This is a genomic window from Prosthecobacter sp. Pr1, from assembly GCF_057652315.1.
On record NZ_JBYFBS010000017.1, the window covers coordinates 51,448 to 68,412 of the forward strand.

The 16,965-nt window shown below is 60.4% G+C and carries 15 protein-coding genes; 6 read left to right on the top strand and 9 right to left on the bottom strand.

Annotated elements, in window-relative coordinates:
* Window positions 1-14 precede the first annotated feature (14 nt).
* The 4 genes from gcvP to gcvT all read right to left on the bottom strand — a co-directional run bounded on the left by gcvP (window position 15) and on the right by gcvT (window position 5,324).
* Window positions 15-2,843, bottom strand: coding sequence for an aminomethyl-transferring glycine dehydrogenase (gcvP, locus tag AC24GY_RS22455; protein WP_487687453.1), 2,829 nt, complete (start codon window positions 2,841-2,843; stop codon window positions 15-17).
* Window positions 2,844-2,896: 53 nt separating this feature from the next.
* A complete protein-coding gene (locus AC24GY_RS22460; RefSeq protein WP_422318371.1) occupies window positions 2,897-3,721 on the bottom strand; it encodes an aspartyl/asparaginyl beta-hydroxylase domain-containing protein in 825 nt (274 codons plus the stop codon).
* 85 nt (window positions 3,722-3,806) lie between these two features.
* A complete protein-coding gene (gene gcvH / locus AC24GY_RS22465; protein WP_422318373.1) occupies window positions 3,807-4,187 on the bottom strand; it encodes a glycine cleavage system protein GcvH in 381 nt (126 codons plus the stop codon).
* A 21-nt stretch (window positions 4,188-4,208) separates the two neighbouring features.
* Entirely contained in the window at window positions 4,209-5,324 is a 1,116-nt protein-coding gene (gcvT, locus tag AC24GY_RS22470; RefSeq protein WP_487687456.1) for a glycine cleavage system aminomethyltransferase GcvT, read from the bottom strand.
* 145 nt (window positions 5,325-5,469) lie between these two features.
* On the opposite strand from gcvT, the gene AC24GY_RS22475 reads away from it, so the two are divergent.
* Window positions 5,470-7,593 (top strand): M3 family metallopeptidase, encoded by a 2,124-nt coding sequence (locus tag AC24GY_RS22475; RefSeq protein ID WP_487687458.1) that lies wholly within the window; start codon window positions 5,470-5,472, stop codon window positions 7,591-7,593.
* A 423-nt stretch (window positions 7,594-8,016) separates the two neighbouring features.
* On the opposite strand, the gene AC24GY_RS22480 is transcribed toward AC24GY_RS22475, so the two are convergent.
* Window positions 8,017-9,219 (bottom strand): MFS transporter, encoded by a 1,203-nt coding sequence (locus tag AC24GY_RS22480; RefSeq protein ID WP_487687462.1) that lies wholly within the window; start codon window positions 9,217-9,219, stop codon window positions 8,017-8,019.
* A gap of 133 nt (window positions 9,220-9,352) precedes the next feature.
* On the opposite strand from AC24GY_RS22480, the gene trxB reads away from it, so the two are divergent.
* The 4 genes from trxB to AC24GY_RS22500 all read left to right on the top strand — a co-directional run bounded on the left by trxB (window position 9,353) and on the right by AC24GY_RS22500 (window position 12,397).
* Window positions 9,353-10,285, top strand: a complete 933-nt coding sequence (trxB, locus tag AC24GY_RS22485; RefSeq protein ID WP_487687465.1) for a thioredoxin-disulfide reductase — start codon at window positions 9,353-9,355, stop codon at window positions 10,283-10,285.
* Window positions 10,286-10,361: 76 nt separating this feature from the next.
* Complete coding sequence (locus AC24GY_RS22490) at window positions 10,362-10,976, top strand: L,D-transpeptidase (protein WP_422318384.1); 615 nt, start codon at window positions 10,362-10,364, stop codon at window positions 10,974-10,976.
* A gap of 21 nt (window positions 10,977-10,997) precedes the next feature.
* Window positions 10,998-11,342, top strand: a complete 345-nt coding sequence (locus AC24GY_RS22495; RefSeq protein ID WP_422318386.1) for a rhodanese-like domain-containing protein — start codon at window positions 10,998-11,000, stop codon at window positions 11,340-11,342.
* 80 nt (window positions 11,343-11,422) lie between these two features.
* A complete protein-coding gene (locus AC24GY_RS22500) occupies window positions 11,423-12,397 on the top strand; it encodes a magnesium transporter CorA family protein (RefSeq protein WP_422318388.1) in 975 nt (324 codons plus the stop codon).
* Window positions 12,398-12,403: 6 nt separating this feature from the next.
* On the opposite strand, the gene AC24GY_RS22505 is transcribed toward AC24GY_RS22500, so the two are convergent.
* Both AC24GY_RS22505 and AC24GY_RS22510 read right to left on the bottom strand, forming a co-directional pair.
* Window positions 12,404-13,912, bottom strand: coding sequence for an arylsulfatase (locus AC24GY_RS22505; RefSeq protein ID WP_487687470.1), 1,509 nt, complete (start codon window positions 13,910-13,912; stop codon window positions 12,404-12,406).
* Window positions 13,909-14,064, bottom strand: coding sequence for a hypothetical protein (locus tag AC24GY_RS22510; protein WP_487687473.1), 156 nt, complete (start codon window positions 14,062-14,064; stop codon window positions 13,909-13,911). Before AC24GY_RS22510 ends, AC24GY_RS22505 begins: the two co-directional genes overlap by 4 nt.
* 59 nt (window positions 14,065-14,123) lie before the next feature.
* Between AC24GY_RS22510 and AC24GY_RS22515 the strand changes: the two genes are divergently transcribed.
* Complete coding sequence (locus AC24GY_RS22515) at window positions 14,124-15,296, top strand: right-handed parallel beta-helix repeat-containing protein (protein WP_487687476.1); 1,173 nt, start codon at window positions 14,124-14,126, stop codon at window positions 15,294-15,296.
* On the opposite strand, the gene AC24GY_RS22520 is transcribed toward AC24GY_RS22515, so the two are convergent.
* Both AC24GY_RS22520 and AC24GY_RS22525 read right to left on the bottom strand, forming a co-directional pair.
* The gene (locus tag AC24GY_RS22520) at window positions 15,297-16,472 is read right to left on the bottom strand and encodes a serine hydrolase domain-containing protein (protein WP_487687478.1); all 1,176 of its coding nucleotides are present in this window, start codon (window positions 16,470-16,472) and stop codon (window positions 15,297-15,299) included. It lies immediately after the preceding gene.
* Entirely contained in the window at window positions 16,469-16,954 is a 486-nt protein-coding gene (locus tag AC24GY_RS22525) for a TPR end-of-group domain-containing protein (protein ID WP_422318400.1), read from the bottom strand. The genes AC24GY_RS22520 and AC24GY_RS22525 overlap by 4 nt, the downstream gene beginning before the upstream one ends.
* Window positions 16,955-16,965 lie beyond the last annotated feature (11 nt).

The following is a 16,965-nucleotide window of genomic DNA, read 5'->3' on the forward strand; positions in this document are numbered from 1 at the left end:
CGCATGAGAAGTCCTCAACTTGCAGCCGCTTCTTCCACGCTCACACAGGTGCAGACGAGGTGGCGGTCGCCATACACGTTGTCGATGCGCGAGACCGGCGGCCAGTACTTGGACTCCTGCACCCACGGCAGCGGGAAGGCGGCGGCTTCACGCGTGTAGGCGTGCGGCCAGTCGCTCTTCGTCACAGCGGCGGCGGTGTGCGGGGCCTGCTTGAGCGTGTTGTCCGTGGGATGATACGTGCTGCTTTCGACGCCGATCATTTCCGCGTGGATGCACTGCATCGCCTCGCAGAAGCGGTCGATCTCGGCCTGGCTCTCGCTCTCCGTGGGTTCGATCATGAGCGTGCCGGAAACAGGCCAGCTCATCGTCGGCGCATGATAACCAAAATCCATCAACCGCTTCGCCACATCTTCCACGGTGACCTTGTGGAAATGACTGAAGTCGAGGATGCACTCGTGCGCGACGAAGCCCTTGGAGCCTTTGTAAAGCGTGGGGAAATTCGCCTCCAACTTTCTGGCGACATAGTTCGCATTGAGGATGGCGTACTTGGTGGCATCGACAAGGCGCGGCCCCATCATGGCGATGTACATCCAGGAGATCGTGCAGATGCTGGCGCTGCCCCAGGGAGCGGAGCAAACCGCTCCTGCACGGCGGTCCGCCTGCCATGTGTGATGCCCCGGCAGATGCGCACGCAGATGCGCGGCCACCGCGATGGGCCCGACGCCCGGCCCGCCACCGCCATGCGGAATGCAGAAAGTCTTGTGCAGATTTAAGTGGCACACATCCGCGCCGATGCGCCCCGGCGAGGTCAGTCCTACCTGCGCATTCATGTTGGCGCCGTCCATGTACACCTGTCCGCCATGGTCATGCACCAGTCGGCAGATTTCGACAATGGACTCTTCAAACACGCCATGAGTTGAAGGATACGTGACCATCAGCGCAGCCACCTTGTCTTTGTTCGCCTCCAGTTTCGCCTTCAAATCATCGACCGAAATGTTGCCCTGATTGTCACAGGTCACCGGCACCACTTTGAATCCGCTCATCACCGCGCTGGCCGGGTTCGTGCCATGCGCCGAGGTGGGGATGAGGCAGATATCGCGGTGATCCTCGCCACGCGCGGCGTGGAAGCGTTTGATCGCCAGCAGGCCGGCATATTCGCCCTGAGACCCCGCATTCGGCTGCAACGACACCGCATCAAAGCCGGTGCATTCAGCCAGCCAGCCTTCGAGGTCACTGAACATCGAGCGATAGCCCTCGGTCTGATCATGCGGCGCGAAGGGGTGCAGGCCGTTCACTTCCGGCCAGCTCAGTGGCATCATCTCCGCCGCAGCGTTCAGCTTCATCGTGCAGGAGCCCAGCGGAATCATGCTGCGGTTCAGCGCGATGTCCTTCGACTCCAGACGGTGCAGATAGCGCATCATCTCCGTCTCGGAGTGGTAGGAATTGAACACCGGATGCGTCAGAAACGCGGACTTGCGGTGGTGCCGCGCGGAGCAGTGCAGCGGATTTTCATTATCGAGCACCGGCGGCTGCTGCGCCTTGGAAATGCCAAAGGCCGTGAGCAGGTTGAGCAGCTCTTCTTCCCGCACGCGCTCATCCAAAGCGACCCCCACCGTGGTGGCGTCGATCTTGCGCAGATTGATTCCAAAGATCAGCGCGCGCTTGAGCAGATCGTCAGCGTTCGGCACGCGTACGCTCAGCGTGTCAAAGAAGTCGTCACTCAGCACATCCAGGCCCGCACGCAGCAGCTCGCCTGCCAGCCAGACCGCCGCACCATGCACACGATGCGCAATGGTCTTGAGTCCCTGCGGCCCGTGATACACGGCATACATGGAAGCCATCACGGCAAGCAGCACCTGCGCGGTGCAGATGTTGCTGGTGGCTTTCTCGCGGCGAATGTGCTGCTCACGTGTTTGCAGAGAAAGGCGATACGCAGGCCTGCCGGAGGCATCCTTGGAAACACCGATCAAGCGACCGGGCAGCCGGCGCTTCAACGCATCACGCACGGCCATGAAGGCAGCATGCGGGCCTCCAAAACCCAGCGGCACACCAAAGCGCTGGCTGTTGCCCACGCAGATGTCCGCTCCGAATTCACCCGGTGGCCTCAACACTGTGAGCGCCAGCAGATCAGCACTGACGACGAGCAAAGCTCCCGCCTCATGAGTCTCGTTCGCCAGTTCGGCAAAATCATGAATGACCCCCAGCGTGTCAGGATATTGCACGAGGACGGCGGCCAGTCCCTTGGTGCCATCATGCTTCCATTTCAACACATCCCCCACCTCCACGCGGATTCCCAGCGCATCCATGCGCGTGCGCACCACCTCGATGTTGTGCGGGTGGCATTGGTCGGAGACAAACACGCGTGATGCGCCAGCCACCTGAGCCACGGCCAGGCCCAATGCCTCAGCACACGCGGTGCCTTCATCGAGCAGCGAGGCGTTCGCCACATCCAGCGCCGTGAGGTCGCGGATCATCGTCTGAAAATTGATCAATGCCTCAAGACGGCCCTGCGCGATCTCCGCCTGATAAGGCGTGTAGGCTGTGTACCAGCCGGGATTTTCGAGGATGTTCCGCTGAATGACCGGCGGTGTGAAGGTGTCATGGAAGCCGAGCCCGATGAACGAGCGCATGACCTTGTTCAGTCCCATGATCTGCCGCATGCGGCGCAGCGCCTGTTCCTCGGTCAGCGGGGGTGCCAGATTGAGCGGCTCGCGCACGCGAATGCCTTCCGGCACCACCTGGTCGATGAGCTCATCGAGCGTTTTGAAGCCGAGCGTTTGCAGCATGCTCTCCGCCTCGGCGGCGGAGGGACCAATGTGACGGCGGGAAAAGTTTGTAGGCATCGAAATCGGAGCGGTTTGAGGAGGCCGCCACGGTATCTAGCCGAGGGCCTGTGTCACTTGCCAAACAAGGCCCAGAATTTTTTCTCGGAGGCCTTCTGCTTGCCCTTCGCTTCGCGCAAAAACGGTGCCAGCGAGGCCAGATTCAAGATCAAGTGATTGAGGAAATTGAACGGCGCCCGCAGCGGACGCTCGAAATCCACGAACAGCACCACGCGATAGCCGTCGGTGTCGTTCCAGACTTCGTGATTGTAAGTGTCATCAAAGATGATCGCGCTGCCCTCCTGCCAGGCATAGACCTGATCGGCGATGCGAATGCGACACTGGTGGCGCGGCTCCGGCACCATCAGCCCGAGATGCATGCGCAGCACACCCGCGAAGGGGCCCCGGTGCTCAGGGATGTGTTTGTTCGGAGAAAGGATGGAGAAGAAGCCGGTCGTGCAGCCGGGGATCTGGGCCAGCACTTTCATGGTCTCCGGGCAGTGGCGGGCGTTTTCCTCGCAGTCCATGCCGACCCCTTTGAGAAAGAACGTCTTCCACTGGTCATCGCCCTGGATCATGCCGACCTCCTTCACGATGTCCTGAAAGCTGGGCATCGCATCGCGGTATTTCATCACTGAGTCGACTTCGGCACGAACCTTCTGCCAGTCTGCCTCAATACCCTTGACCCAAGGGAAGTGCCGCGAGTCATAGATCGGCGGATCACCGTGAATGGAACAATGCGCAATGACCGCCTCGACAACGTCCTGCAGACGATTGGTGATGCGCTCCACCCAGCCGTTGGCCGGAAAGGTGCGATGACGGCGGTGATAGGCGTCAATCGGCTTGAGCTGAAAGCCGGCTGGGACGGTGGCGATGGAAGAGGATGCTTCGGGAGGCATGGGACTAAACTCCGTGACGAGTAACGAATCCGTCACTTTTTGCAGCCAAAAAATAGCGCGTCAACCGCTCAAAACCACACAGGGTTCAGGCAATGTGTTTGCCGTAGGTGGCGGCGTCCATCAATGCCTCAAACTCCGCAAGATTGGAGGACTGGATTTTGAAAATCCAGCCACCGGCATAAGGATCACGATTGAGAAGACCCGGGTCGCCGGTCAGCGCCTCATTGACGGCCACGATTTCTCCAGACACTGGAGCATAAATATCACTCGCCGCTTTGACAGATTCGATCACGCACACCTGCTGCCCCGCAGTGACCTGGGTGCCCACCTTGGGAGGGTCCACAAAGACCACGTCCGTCAGTTCCGCCTGCGCATGATCCGTGATTCCGACCGGAGACGGGCTTTGGGTGGGATCGATCCATTCGTGGGAGTCACGGTAGCGGAGGTTTTCGGGGACGTTGCTCATGGGGATGTCTGTTTGGGAATATTAAAGGGAGGGCTTGCGATAAAACGGCTTCTTCACCACTTCCGCCGGGAAACGCCGCCCGCGGATTTCGATTTCCAGCGTGCTGCCGATCGTGGCGGCGCTCAGCGGCACGTAGGCCATGCCGATGCCGGCTCCGAGGCTGGGAGACTGTGTGCCGCTGCATACCTCGCCGATGATCTCACCTGCGAATGCCACCGGATAATGCGGCCGTGGTGGCGGAGCCGCGCCCGTCATGCGGAAGGCGGCCAGCTTGTCGGGCAGTCCGGCGGCTTTTTGCGCTACCAGCGCTTCACGACCTGTGAAGTCGCCTTTGTCCAGATCCACAAAGAAGCCGAGTCCGGCCTGCAGCGGCGTGCGCTGTTCAGAAAGATCATTGCCATTGAGGGGATAACCCATCTCAAGCCGCAGCGTGTCCCGGGCCCCGAGACCGCAGGGCATGCCACCAGCTGCCTTCACGGCATCCACGATTTTGCGGAACCACGTCTCCGCCGTCTCCATGGGCATGAAAAACTCAAAGCCTTCCTCCCCGGTGTAGCCAGTGCCGCACAGCCACATCGGCCCTTCACTGGTCATGGAGACGAGGATGGTGTTGTGCTCAGGAAAGGATGAGGAACTGCCAAAGACCGCTGCCGCCACTTCACGGGCCTTGGGTCCCTGAATGGCCAGACCTGCGGTGAAATCACTCGCGTTGGCCATCATCACCTCATCATCTTTATTGAGCTGGGTTTCCAGATGCGCCCAGTCCGCATCAATGCGCGAAGCATTCACGACGAGGTAAAATTCACGCTCGCTGGTGCGGTAGGCGATCAGGTCATCAATCACGCCACCGAGTCCGTTCAGCAGCAGAGTGTACTGCCCCTGGCCGGGCTGCAGCTTGGTGATGTTGTTGGTCAGCACCCGGTTCAGAAAAGCCTCGGCACCGGGGCCGCTCACGATGAACTGGCCCATGTGGGAAATATCAAACACGCCGACGCTCTGGCGCACGGCTTTGTGTTCATCGACGATGCCGGTGTACTGCACCGGCATGTCCCAGCCGGCAAAGGGCACCATGCGGGCCCCCATTTCCACATGCACGGCGTGTAGAGGAGTACGGCGAAGAGGAGTGGTATCAGACACAGTGCGCGCATGTTGTGAAGCACGGAGGCTTTGTCAATTCTCGCGGCATTTTAAGCCAATTTCTGAATGCCAATCTTATTTGCAGGCCCTCGCATCCACTCCATACTCCGCCTCCCCAAACGCCCGCGAAAAAAAAGCCCCAACCATGGCAGCCCCTTTCCTCACCCAGGACTTTCACATCCGCTGGTCCACCCTGACCCCCGAACACATCGAAGCCGACATCCGCGCCGCCCTTGAAAAAGCGCAGGCGAATCTGGATGCCGTCATCGATCAGGACCGCGGCAAGCTGATGAACTTTGACTCCGTCGTGCTCGGGCTCGACGAATGCACCCGCGAACTGAATGAAGCCTGGGGCCTGGTCACCCATCTCGATTCGCTGTGCAACTCCCCCGCCCTGCGTGAGGCGCACAACAAGATGCTGTCGGAAGTCAGCTCCTTCTTCGCCAAGATCCCGCTCAACGAGCATCTCTGGGACCTCTTTGTCACTTACAGCAAGACCGACGAGGCCAAGCAGCTCACGCCCGTGCGCAAACGCGCCCTGCAGGAAGCCATGGAAAGCTTCATCGAGGCTGGTGCCGATCTGCCGCCGGACAAGAAGAAGCGCATGGAGGAAATCGAAGCCGAGCTCTCCAAGCACACGCAGAAGTATTCCGAGAACGTGCTCGATTCCACGAACAAGTGGGAGCTGCTCATCGAAGACGTGGATCGTCTCAAGGGCCTGCCACAGACCGCCATCGAAGCCGCCAAGGCGGATGCGCTGGCCAAAAACCTCGGCACGCCTGAGAAGCCCGTCTATCGCTTCACTCTGAAGGCCCCCTCGATGATTCCTGTCATGGAATACCTCGAAGACGAAGGCATCCGCCGTCAGGTCTGGGAAGGCTCCTGCAGCATTGGCCGCGGCGGCGAACACGACAACACCGAGCTCGTCTGGAAGATCCTGCGCCTGCGTCATGAGAAGGCACAGATCATGGGCAAGGCGAACTTCGCCGATCATGTGCTGAACCATCGCATGGCCAAGAACGGCCAGAGCGCCCTCCGTTTCATCACGGACCTCTACGAGCGCGTGCATGAGGCCTTCCAGCGTGAAACCATCGAGCTGCAGGAATTCCGCGCCGACAACGCCCACCAGGCCGTCGATCTGTTCGAGCCCTGGGAAGTCTCCTTCTGGAGCGAACGCCAGCGCAAATCGAAGTACGATTTTGATGAGGAAGAGCTGCGCCCCTTCTTCCCCATCGACAAGGTGCTCAACGGCATGTTCCAGCTGGCCGAAAAAGTGTTCGACCTTCGCATCACCAGCCGCGAGGTCGTGTACGTCGAGCCCGGAAAGGAAGCTCCAGCCAATGTCAGCCCCCAGCCCGGCAAAGCAGGCCCTGTGGAGGTCTGGCACCCCGAGGTGAAATTTTACGAAGTGCGCAATGAGAAGGGCGTCCACATCGGCTCCTTCTATGCCGACTGGCATCCGCGTGACTCCAAGCGCGGCGGTGCCTGGATGAATTATCTCCGAATGGGCGTGCCACCCAGCGGCGAGCGCGACCGCCGCCTGCACCTCGGCCTCATCTGCGGCAACATGACGCCGCCTGTTGATGGCAAGCCTGCGCTGCTCACGCATGATGAAGTCACCACCGTCTTCCATGAGTTCGGACATCTGCTGCACCAGCTCTGCGGCAATGTGGAGATCCCCTCGCTCAACGGCGTCAGTGTTTACTGGGACTTCGTGGAGTTGCCCTCGCAGCTCATGGAAAACTTCTGCTGGGAGCGTGAGAGCCTCGATCTCTTCGCCCGCCATCATGAAACTGGCGAAACGATCCCTGCGCGCCTCTTCAAAAAGCTGCTCGCCGCCAAGAACTACCGCAGCGCCAGCGACATCATGCGCCAGCTCGCCTTCGGCAAGCTCGACCTCGAACTGCACATGCACCACGCCACCGATGAAGGCGTGGACCTCGACAAGCTCGCGCGCTCCATTTTGAAAGGCTACATCATGCAGCTCAAAACCGAGCAGCCCACCATGGCACGTCGTTTCGGCCATCTCTTCAGCAGCCCCGTCGGTTATGCCGCCGGCTACTACAGCTACAAGTGGGCCGAAGTGCTGGACGCAGATGCCTTCACCCGCTTCCAGCAGGAAGGCGTGCTCAATCCCACCGTGGGCCGCGAGTTCCGCGACACGATCCTCAGCAAAGGCAACTCCGAAGACCCCGCGAAGCTCTTCCAGAACTTCATGGGCCGCGATCCCGATGCCATGGCTCTGCTCGTGCGCGCTGGTCTGGCGTAGCCCTAGCTTTCTTCACCGGAATGAACTCTCTCACAGTCATCCGCCTGGCGTTGACTGTGAGTCTGGCGCTTTCCTTGGCCAGTTGTGGATCGACGGCCTCTCACTTTCCGTTTCACGCGAAGGAATACGGCAGCCCTTCCGCAAGCAACCTCACCGTCACAGTGCTAGGCAGGTTCAGGAAGGCGGGCATTTATCATGTCCCATCTGGCACCACTGTGGGCGACATGATCCGCATGGCAGAGATGCTTCCCGCGCCTCCTGGCAAAGACGATGGATGGATCCTGACGCTGACCCAGTCAAAAAACGGATTCAGGGCTCGCGACGGCATATCGAGGAATGGGCTCGACATCAAGCTCGCGGATCACGCACAACTTAAGGTCCTGAGGTATACCTTTTAAAAGAGGCGGCTCTCAAGTTCATCCCTCATTGCTTGCCCCGCCCTCGATACGCCACGGCAAAGAACACACACACCGCCGCAGTCAGCGCCGTCTCACCCCACCAGAAACGGGGCCAGTTGGTGATCGTGCCCTTGGTGCAGGCCGCATACCACCAGCCGCCGCCGAGGTAACCGATCAGATTGCCCACGCCGCCCATGAGCATGGCCAGCAGCGCATGCGCGCGCACCCGCCATTTCGGATCAATGCGTTCCTCCAGATAGATCTGGGTGGTGATGAAGTAGAGCGTGTAGGCAAAGCCGTGCAGAAAGGTGCCAAACATCACGCTGGGCAGCGTGTTGATCGTATTGAAGGTGTAGCGTACCACACAAATCGCGATGCCGGACAAGAAGACCCACTTCAGCCGAAAACGCGCCATCACTCCGGCCAGCAGCAGCATGACCAGCACCTCCGTCGTCTGCCCGAGCGATATGACGGCGGAGATGTGCTGCACCCCCAGGTCGTGCAACTGACGCGAGGTGTACGGATAAAACGCCGCCAGCGGAATGCAGTACAAGGCCGCCGTCAGGAAAACGACGCGGTGATCGCGGTGGACAAGCAGCCCAAGGGCATCCAGGCCAAGGATCTGTTTCCAAGTGCGGTGCTGCACGACCTCGCCGGGTGGGATCATTGGCAGCCGCCACGTCAGCGTCATCACCACCAGCCATAATCCCGCTGCGGTAACACCCGCCACCAGCGAGGCATCGGCCCGCAGCACAAAGCTCACGACCCAGCATCCCACCATCCAGCCTGCCGTGGCGCAGGCCCGCAGCGGACCAAACTGCTGCTTGGTGTTGTGCAACTGGGAGAAAACAATGCTGCTCGTCAGGCTCCACACCGGCGTGGCCACCAAGGTGTGCACCTGCGCACAGATCAGTACCATCACATCACTCCAGCCCCACTCCAGCGAACCGCAGGTGATCAGCAGTGCGATGCTCGTAGCCGCCGTCAGCCAGCGCAGCAGCAGCACCGGCGAGTGCTTTTGATCCGCCAGCGCCCCCACAAACAGGGGCGAGATGAACGCGGCGAGGGCCGTCGTTGCAAACACCCATGGCACCAGATGCCCCCGGCCGTGCGCATTGAAGACGTTCGCCAGCGGCACGCTCCACATTCCCATAGGCATCGCTGTGCAGAAAAACAGCGTCGCCAGCGATTTGCGGCTGGCCTTGGCATCCGTGGCGGGGTTGGACATCGTTGTTATTTTTGAAATAAGCCGGGAGGCGGTAAACTCCAACAACGAGTCTGTAAAAAGCGTTGGTTGCACCCCCGCCTTGCCTTTCCATCTTCCGCGACCTTTCTACCTCCCCTCCCAACCTCCCTTTCTCATGGAAAACGTCATCATCATCGGCACCGGCTGCGCCGGATACACCGCAGCCATCTACACCGGCCGCGCGAACTTGAAGCCCCTGATCCTCTCCGGCAACATGCCCGGCGGCCAGCTCACCACGACCACGGAGGTCGAAAACTTCCCCGGCTTCCCGAACGGCATCATGGGCCCGGAGCTGATGATGAACATGCAGACTCAGGCGGAGAAGTTCGGCGCCCGCATCGAGTACGCCCTCGTCAGCAGCGTCAAAAAGACCGCCGCAGGCCACTTCGAAGTGCACACCGATGGCGGCACCGTCTATGAGACCCATACAGTGATCGTTGCCACCGGTGCCTCCCCCAAGCACCTCGGCCTGCCAAACGAAAAGGCCCTGATCGGTCGCGGTCTGACCAGCTGCGCCACCTGTGACGGCGCCTTTTACCGCAACGTCCCCGTCTGCGTCATCGGCGGTGGTGACAGCGCCTGCGAAGAAGCCGGATTCCTCACCAAATTCGCCAGCACCGTCTATTTGATTCATCGCCGCGACGAGTTGCGCGCCTCGAAAATCATGGCCGACCGCGCCCTCGCCAATCCGAAGATCAAGCCGGTCTGGAACTCCACAGTCAGCGAATACCTGACCGACGAGAAGGGCGAAATGCGCGCCGTGACCCTCGAAAACCTCGTTACGGGTGAAAAGAGCGAGCTGGAGCTGAAGTGCGTCTTCGTCGCCATCGGCCACGTCCCGAACGGCCAGTTCCTCGGCGATCTCGTCGACACCGACGAAGGCGGCTACATCCTGCAGACCGAAGGCACCCGCACCAAAACGGAAGGCCTCTTCGCCGCCGGTGACGTGGCCGACCACGTCTATCGTCAGGCCATCACCGCCGCGGGCCAGGGCTGTGCCGCCGCCCTCGAAGCGGAACGCTACCTCGCCGATCACGGCGTGCATTGATTGACGCTGGACAGATGCGCTGCGGCAAGGCATATGAATCGCGGCTTCCCAAGCCGCGCACACGTAACACTTACGCATGAGTCAATTGGTAATCCCCCCAGCCGTCCGCCTCGCTCTACTTTCCGCACTTGCTCTGCTGGCCTCCTGCCAGAGTTCGTCTTCGCGTGGACAGACGCAGTACCTCGAAGCCTTCTCCACCACAAGCGTCCCGCATTCCGCGCTGTACAACGCCGACCAGGACTCCTACTGGGATGGCGACGGCATGTCCGGCGCGCCCAGCATCATCATCGATATCAGCGACCAGAAGGCCTACTTTTACAAAGGCGGTGCGCTCGCGGGTGTCTCCGCTCTATCCACTGGCGACGAACGGCACGCCACCAAAACTGGCAACTTCAAGATCTTCGAGAAGGACCAGTGGCACAAATCCAATCTCTACGGCGACTTTGTGGACAGCGCAGGAAACGTCGTCCAGGCCAACGTGGACGTCACCAAGGACAAGGCTCCTCCCGGCACACGGTTCGAGGGCTCCAAAATGCACCACTTTATGCGCTTCGTCGGCGGCATCGGCATGCACGAGGGATTCCTCCCCGGCTACGCCGCTTCCCACGGGTGCGTCCGCATGCCTCCGCACATGGCGGCCATTTTTTACAACAACGTCTCCAAAGGCACCCCCGTCACGGTTCGTCCCTGATGCTTCGCTGCTGCTGAAATCATGACACCGGAAACACCGCTCGAAATCGACCCTACGGATGTCAGCAATCTGCTGCAGCATCCCGGCGAGCGCACCTTCCGGCTCATCGACTGCCGCGAAGAAAGCGAATGGCAGATCTGCCACCTGCCGCACGCGCAGCTCGTCCCTCTCTCCCGCTTCGGTGAGCTGGTGCCCCAGGTGTTCACCGACACTCAGGAGCACGTCATCATCTACTGCCACCACGGCATGCGCAGCCTCCGCGCCGCCCAGTTTCTGCGGCAGCATGGCTTCGCCCGTGCCCAGAGCATGAGCGGCGGCATTGACGCCTGGTCGGACATGGTCGACCCCGCTACGCCACGTTACTGACACACATCCGGGTGAGTTTGCTGTGGCACCCAGTGCCTGCGCGACTACCCTTCACGCTACCCCCGCACACGCACCCACGCATGGTACGACTCATCACACAGCAAGGACAGCTCATCGACTGGAATGACGAAAAGACACATCCGTTCCCGGATAATCTCGTCTTCCTCGATTTGCTGAACCCCGGCCGTGCCGAGGAGCTGGAAGCGGAAAAATGGCTCGAATACCAGCTCCCCACGCGTGAAGAAATGCAGGAGATCGAGGAATCCAGCCGACTCTACACCGAGAAGGGCACGCTCTACATGACCGCGTGGCTGCCCGTCGGACTGGACAATCCGGATCCTGACAACACGTCCATTTCCTTCGTCATCGCGCCCGACTGCCTCACCACCGTGCGCTATGCCGATCCGCTGTCCTTCCGCATACTCGCAGATCAGGCGAAGCGCCAGTGCACCCTGCCCCTGACCAGCGATGCCGTTTTCCTCCTCCTGCTGGAGCTCATCGTCGCCCGCATTGCCGATGCGCTGCAGGGTGTCGAAGGCGACATGAAAAAAATCTGCCGCGACATCTTCAGCCTCGATCCGCACAAAGCGCACGCCGCGATGGAAAAAGACCTCAGCGATGTCGTCAAGCTGCTGGGCCGCCGCAGCGCCCTCGTCGCCAACGTGCGTGAGAGCCTCCTCAGCATCAGCCGCATGCTGCAGTATTTCCTCAACAACGCCGCCAGCTGGATGCGCGGAGACCTCGCCGCGCAGTTCCGCAGCGTCATGCGCGACATCAAGAGCATGGACGACTACACCAACCAGCAGACCCAGGAAATGACCTTCCTGCTGGAGTCCACCCTCGGCCTCATCAACATCCAGCAGAACCAGATCATCAAGATCTTCACCGTCGCCAGCGTGCTCTTCATGCCGCCGACCCTCATCGCCAGCATCTACGGCATGAACGTCGGCCTGCCCGCCGCCACCAACGGCTGGGCCTTCCTCCTCGTCATGATCATGATCGTGCTCTCCGCGATCCTGCCCATCGTCTACTTCAAGCGCAAGCGCCTGCTCTAGCTGCTGTCACTGATCCAGTACCCTCATCGGAAAATCCCGACTTGGCAGATGCTGTCCTGCCATGATTGTTTTCATCCTCACGATGAGGTCGGGATGGTCATTTGCAACATCGTGGGTCTCGGCAGGGTCCGTGGCAATGTTAAAGAGTTCTTCTGTTACGGTGGCAGCTTTGGCCTTCCCCTTGCCTTTGGAGGCAAGATTTCGGCGCACAAGTTTCCAGTCGCCCATGCGCAGGATCTGCTGGCCGCCGTAGCTGGCGAATTCACGGTAGAGGAACTCGCGCTCCGGCTGTTTTTCGCCCAGCAGCGTGGGAGCAAAGCTGATGCCGTCGGTGCGGGGCGTTTGATCCTTGGCACCCACGAGGTCGAGCAGCGTGGGCATCCAGTCCTCAAAACCCGTGATACGGTCGCTGGTCGTTCCGGCCTTGATCCTGCCCTGCCAGCGCACCACGCAGGGAGAACGAAAGCCGCCTTCATACAGCGTGCCTTTGCCATCGCGCCGGCCTTCGTTGGAGTTGAAGAAAGCGCAGTCCGTACCGGCGAGTCCCTGGTGCGTACCGCTCACCGGGCCGTTGTCACTGACAAAGACGAAGATCGTGTCCTTATCGAGGCCCAGTTCCGTGATGAGCGCCTGCATGCGCCCAATCTCACGATCCATGCGCGTGATCATCGCGGCATACGCAGCCTTGGGCTTGAAATGCGGAAGGTAGCCGTTGCCACCGGGATAGGGCGGGTCATCAAATTTGCCGAGGTATTCCTGCAGCGAATCATCCGGCACCTGCAGCGCCACGTGCGGCACGGTCGTGGGCCAGTAGAGGAAGAACGGCTTGTCCTTGTTGGCACGGGCGAATTTCAGCGCCTCTTCCGCGATGAGATCAGCCGAGTACTCGCTGCCCTTGAAGCGCCGGTAACTCTCCGGCTTCGACGGGTCTTCATCAGCCCTGAGCTTGTCGTTCGAAGGGAAGGGCGGATTCTTGAGCTCGATGGTGCGGTCGTTGTCCCACAGGTAGGTAGGATAAAAGTTATGCGCCACGCCCTGGCAGTTGTAGCCAAACCAGCGGTCAAAGCCCTGCTTCAGAGGCTCCCCGGTGGACCCCGGCCCACCCAGGCCCCACTTGCCAAAACCACCCGTCGTATATCCGAGCGGCTTCAGGACTTCAGGAATAAGAACCGTGTCAGCGGGAATGGGAAACTGACCTTCGTGCTCGGGTTTGCCCAGCTTAGGCAACCCCTTGGCATCATCCGCCTGCCGGTTGTCGCGAATGAAAGCATGCCCAGGGTGCAGGCCGCTCATCAGCACACAGCGTGACGGCGCGCACACCGCATTGCCGCAGTAATGCTGGGTGAAGCGCATGCCCTCGGCCGCCATGCGGTCAATGTTCGGCGTCTTGATGATCTTCTGCCCGTAACAGCCCAGATCCCCGGGACCAAGATCGTCCGCCATGATGAAGATGACATTGGGCTGGCGTGCCTGCACCGTCAGCGTCAGGGCGAGCAGAAGAAAGAGAGACTTCATGGTGGATGGGAAACGGCTGCCGGAGCAGTTTCTTGTTTCGCTTTCTGCTTCGGCAGCGAATCGATCTTCCATTGCAGCCACAGCGTCAGCAGCAGCATCGCCGCAATGAGCAGGAGGATGGCATAAAAGCCGGGACGGGATAGAAACTTCATGAGATGAAATCAGGCAAATAAAGCGAGTTTCACCCTGCTCGCTCCGTCTTTCCCTTGCCATGAAATTCACCGCCCTGCTTGTTCTGTTTTTCGCCGCCCTCCAGTCTGCACGGGCGCTCCCGGAGACGGAGCTCCAGCACTTCATCAATGAGGCCATCAAAGCCGGCGGCGGCGAGGTGGTCATTCCACCCGGCGTGCATCTCATTGAGCGCGGTCTCATCGTAAAAGACGCGAAGAAACTCCGCATCGTCGGTCTCGATGCCGAGAACACCGTGCTGCAACTTCCGCCCGTCGCCTATGCCCTGGCTGCGGGCACCACGGCGGCAGGCGCCACGGCGATCCCGGTGAAATCCCAGCGCGGCTTCAAGCCGGGCATGCGTTTGAAGATCGAGGCAGATGGCGAGCTCGACAGCTTCACCAAAAAGCCCAAGCCCTACCATCTTGCCATCGTGAAAGCCGTCGAGAAGGAGACCATCCAGCTCGAGTCTGCACTCAAATTCCCCGTTCCAGACGGCACCCTGATTCGCCACGAGGATGCACCGAACCTCATCGAAATTCGCGGAGCCAGCGAAAACGTGCTCATTGAAAAACTCACACTGGATGGTGGTCGCGTGGATGGCGATCCACCCATTCGCGGTCATGCACAGCTCTGCGCCGTGTTCGCCTCAGGTGCCTACAGCTACGAAAAAGGCCCCACAGGACCGAAGGTGAAGAAGCTCGGCATCTCCCGCTGCTTCATCCAGAACTGCCACGGACGCGGCATCGCCTTGTACTCCGTGGAAGCAGCCGAAATCGACGGCTGCACCATTCGTGACACCTCTGATGAGGCGATCGATTTTGATCACTTCACCGTGAAGTCCATCGCCACGCACAACCACATCGCCCGCTGCCTCCTCGGGGTGGAGTTGAATGATGCCAACGACTGCCTCGTCGCGGGCAACGAATTCCTCGAATGCGCCACCGGCATCAACCTCTGGCGCTGGTGCAAGCTGCCGGGGCTGAACGAAGGAAATCTGATCGTGCAAAACGTCTTTGAACGTACCCGGGGCAACGCCGTTCAGATCGCCACCGGCACCAAGGGCAACACAGTCGCGCAAAATGAAATCAACGCTTCCGGCAAGAACGGCATCATCCTGTCAGGAGAGGCCCAGAGAGTGAAGGCCAACAAAATCACCGGCAGCGGCATGAAGGACATCGTGATCCAGGAAGGAAAACACGACGTCTCCGAATGATCAGCCGCCGTAAAGCGCCCGCACCAGCCCGAGGGCTCGCTCACCAGGCAGTGCACCGATTTCCATCTGGTTCATCGTGTAGCCAAAGCTGATGCCGTTCTCAGGATCCGCAAAGGCAAGACTCCCCCCCGCACCGGGGTGGCCGTAGGCGCGGCGGCTTGGGCCATAATGCTGGCGCAGCTTGCCGCCATCAGACTCAGGGTCCTCGTTCAAGGGGTCCTGCATCATGCCCGTGGAGAAGGCAATTGGAGTGAGCAGCACAGAATCCACCTCCTGCGTGAGCGTCTGCTCAAAGCGGCGCACCACCGTTTCCGGCACAATCTGCACGCCGTTCCAAACCCCGCCCTGAGCCAGCATGGCGTAAAATTTGGCAAGTCCCTGCGCACTGCCCACGCCGCCCATGCTCGCGTAGCCGCGCGACCACATTTCGCTCTGATTGAAATCGCTGACGGCGTTCAGGCCAAAGGGCGAGGTGAACGTGCGCTGCGTGAGTGTGCCCGCTGTATTGAAAGCTTTGATGAAAGGCTGGTCACTGTTGGCAATGCTGATCTTCCCCGGATAGACCGGCGAGACGCGGTCCCACTGCGCACTGGGGAGCCCGATCCAGAAATCGAGCGCCATCGGGCTGCCAAAAACCTCACGATAGTATTCACCGAGCGATTCCGCCTCCGTGAGACGGCGCACGATTTCATCCAGCAGGAAGCCGAAGGTGCGTGCGTGGTAGCCCTGCCGCGTGCCGGGCTCCCACAAGGGCCGCTGGCGTTCGAGGGCCTCGACCACGGCGTCGTAATTGTAGATCGGCGCACGTTCATCCAGCGCGCACAAGCCGGCTGTATGGGACAGCAGATGAATGAAGGCGATGTTCGACTTTCCACCGCCGACAAATTCGGGCCACACCTCCGCCACAGGACATTCCAGCGGGATGCCCGCCTCCTCCAGCGCCAGCAGGCAGCACACGGCGGCAGGGCCTTTGGTGGCGGACCACACAGGAACGAGAGTGTCGCGGTCCCACTCCCGGGTATGTGCCCGGTCACGATGACCATGCGCAAGGTTCAGCACCTCCTGCCCATGCTGCCAGATGGAAACCGAAGCCCCCATCTCCCAGCGGGTGCGGAAGCTCTCTTCGAACCAGGCACGTACTGCCTCAAGATTTGCGGAACTGACAGGGGAACTCATGCGTGGTGGGACTCTAGTTGCGCCCGCAAACAGTCGAGATCGCGGTCTCTTCTGGCATGCTGGCGCAGTTCACCGTCCATCTCAAAAGCCCGCTTCAGATAGGAGAGAGATTTGTCCAGATGTCCGAGGCAGGCGTTGTAGCAGCCCATGTTATAATAATAGACCGGTTTGGCTCGCAGAGTGGCGGGGCCGCGCGAAAGCACGTCCACCGCCTCGGCAGTGCGCCCGAGTTCATGCAGGCAGAAAGCCGCATGGATGAAGCCTCCGGGCTCCATCGGTTCCTGGGAGCAGAGCTTGGTGGCCAGTGTCAGGGCCTCTTCCCACCGGTGTCCGCCCATGAGGCAGAGCAGCGTGATCTCGATCACATCCACCCGGTTGTGCATTTCCGCCGGCAGTGGTGACAATTCCACCCGAGCCTCGTCAAAGAGACCCAGCTCCACGTAGCCCTGGGCGGCGATGATCCTGCGTTCAGCTTCGGTCATTTTTTGAGTAT

Bases quoted from the DNA above. Each gene is read 5' to 3' on its own strand.
- AC24GY_RS22460 (WP_422318371.1), bottom strand. From the start codon at position 3,721: ATGCCTCCCGAAGCATCCTCTTCCATCGCCACCGTCCCAGCCGGCTTT.
- gcvP (WP_487687453.1), bottom strand. From the start codon at position 2,843: ATGCCTACAAACTTTTCCCGCCGTCACATTGGTCCCTCCGCCGCCGAG.
- AC24GY_RS22500 (WP_422318388.1), top strand. From the start codon at position 11,423: ATGGTACGACTCATCACACAGCAAGGACAGCTCATCGACTGGAATGAC.
- AC24GY_RS22520 (WP_487687478.1), bottom strand. From the start codon at position 16,472: ATGAGTTCCCCTGTCAGTTCCGCAAATCTTGAGGCAGTACGTGCCTGG.
- trxB (WP_487687465.1), top strand. From the start codon at position 9,353: ATGGAAAACGTCATCATCATCGGCACCGGCTGCGCCGGATACACCGCA.
- AC24GY_RS22505 (WP_487687470.1), bottom strand. From the start codon at position 13,912: ATGAAGTCTCTCTTTCTTCTGCTCGCCCTGACGCTGACGGTGCAGGCA.
- AC24GY_RS22475 (WP_487687458.1), top strand. From the start codon at position 5,470: ATGGCAGCCCCTTTCCTCACCCAGGACTTTCACATCCGCTGGTCCACC.
- AC24GY_RS22515 (WP_487687476.1), top strand. From the start codon at position 14,124: ATGAAATTCACCGCCCTGCTTGTTCTGTTTTTCGCCGCCCTCCAGTCT.
- AC24GY_RS22480 (WP_487687462.1), bottom strand. From the start codon at position 9,219: ATGTCCAACCCCGCCACGGATGCCAAGGCCAGCCGCAAATCGCTGGCG.
- AC24GY_RS22525 (WP_422318400.1), bottom strand. From the start codon at position 16,954: ATGACCGAAGCTGAACGCAGGATCATCGCCGCCCAGGGCTACGTGGAG.
- AC24GY_RS22495 (WP_422318386.1), top strand. From the start codon at position 10,998: ATGACACCGGAAACACCGCTCGAAATCGACCCTACGGATGTCAGCAAT.
- AC24GY_RS22490 (WP_422318384.1), top strand. From the start codon at position 10,362: ATGAGTCAATTGGTAATCCCCCCAGCCGTCCGCCTCGCTCTACTTTCC.
- gcvH (WP_422318373.1), bottom strand. From the start codon at position 4,187: ATGAGCAACGTCCCCGAAAACCTCCGCTACCGTGACTCCCACGAATGG.
- AC24GY_RS22510 (WP_487687473.1), bottom strand. From the start codon at position 14,064: ATGAAGTTTCTATCCCGTCCCGGCTTTTATGCCATCCTCCTGCTCATT.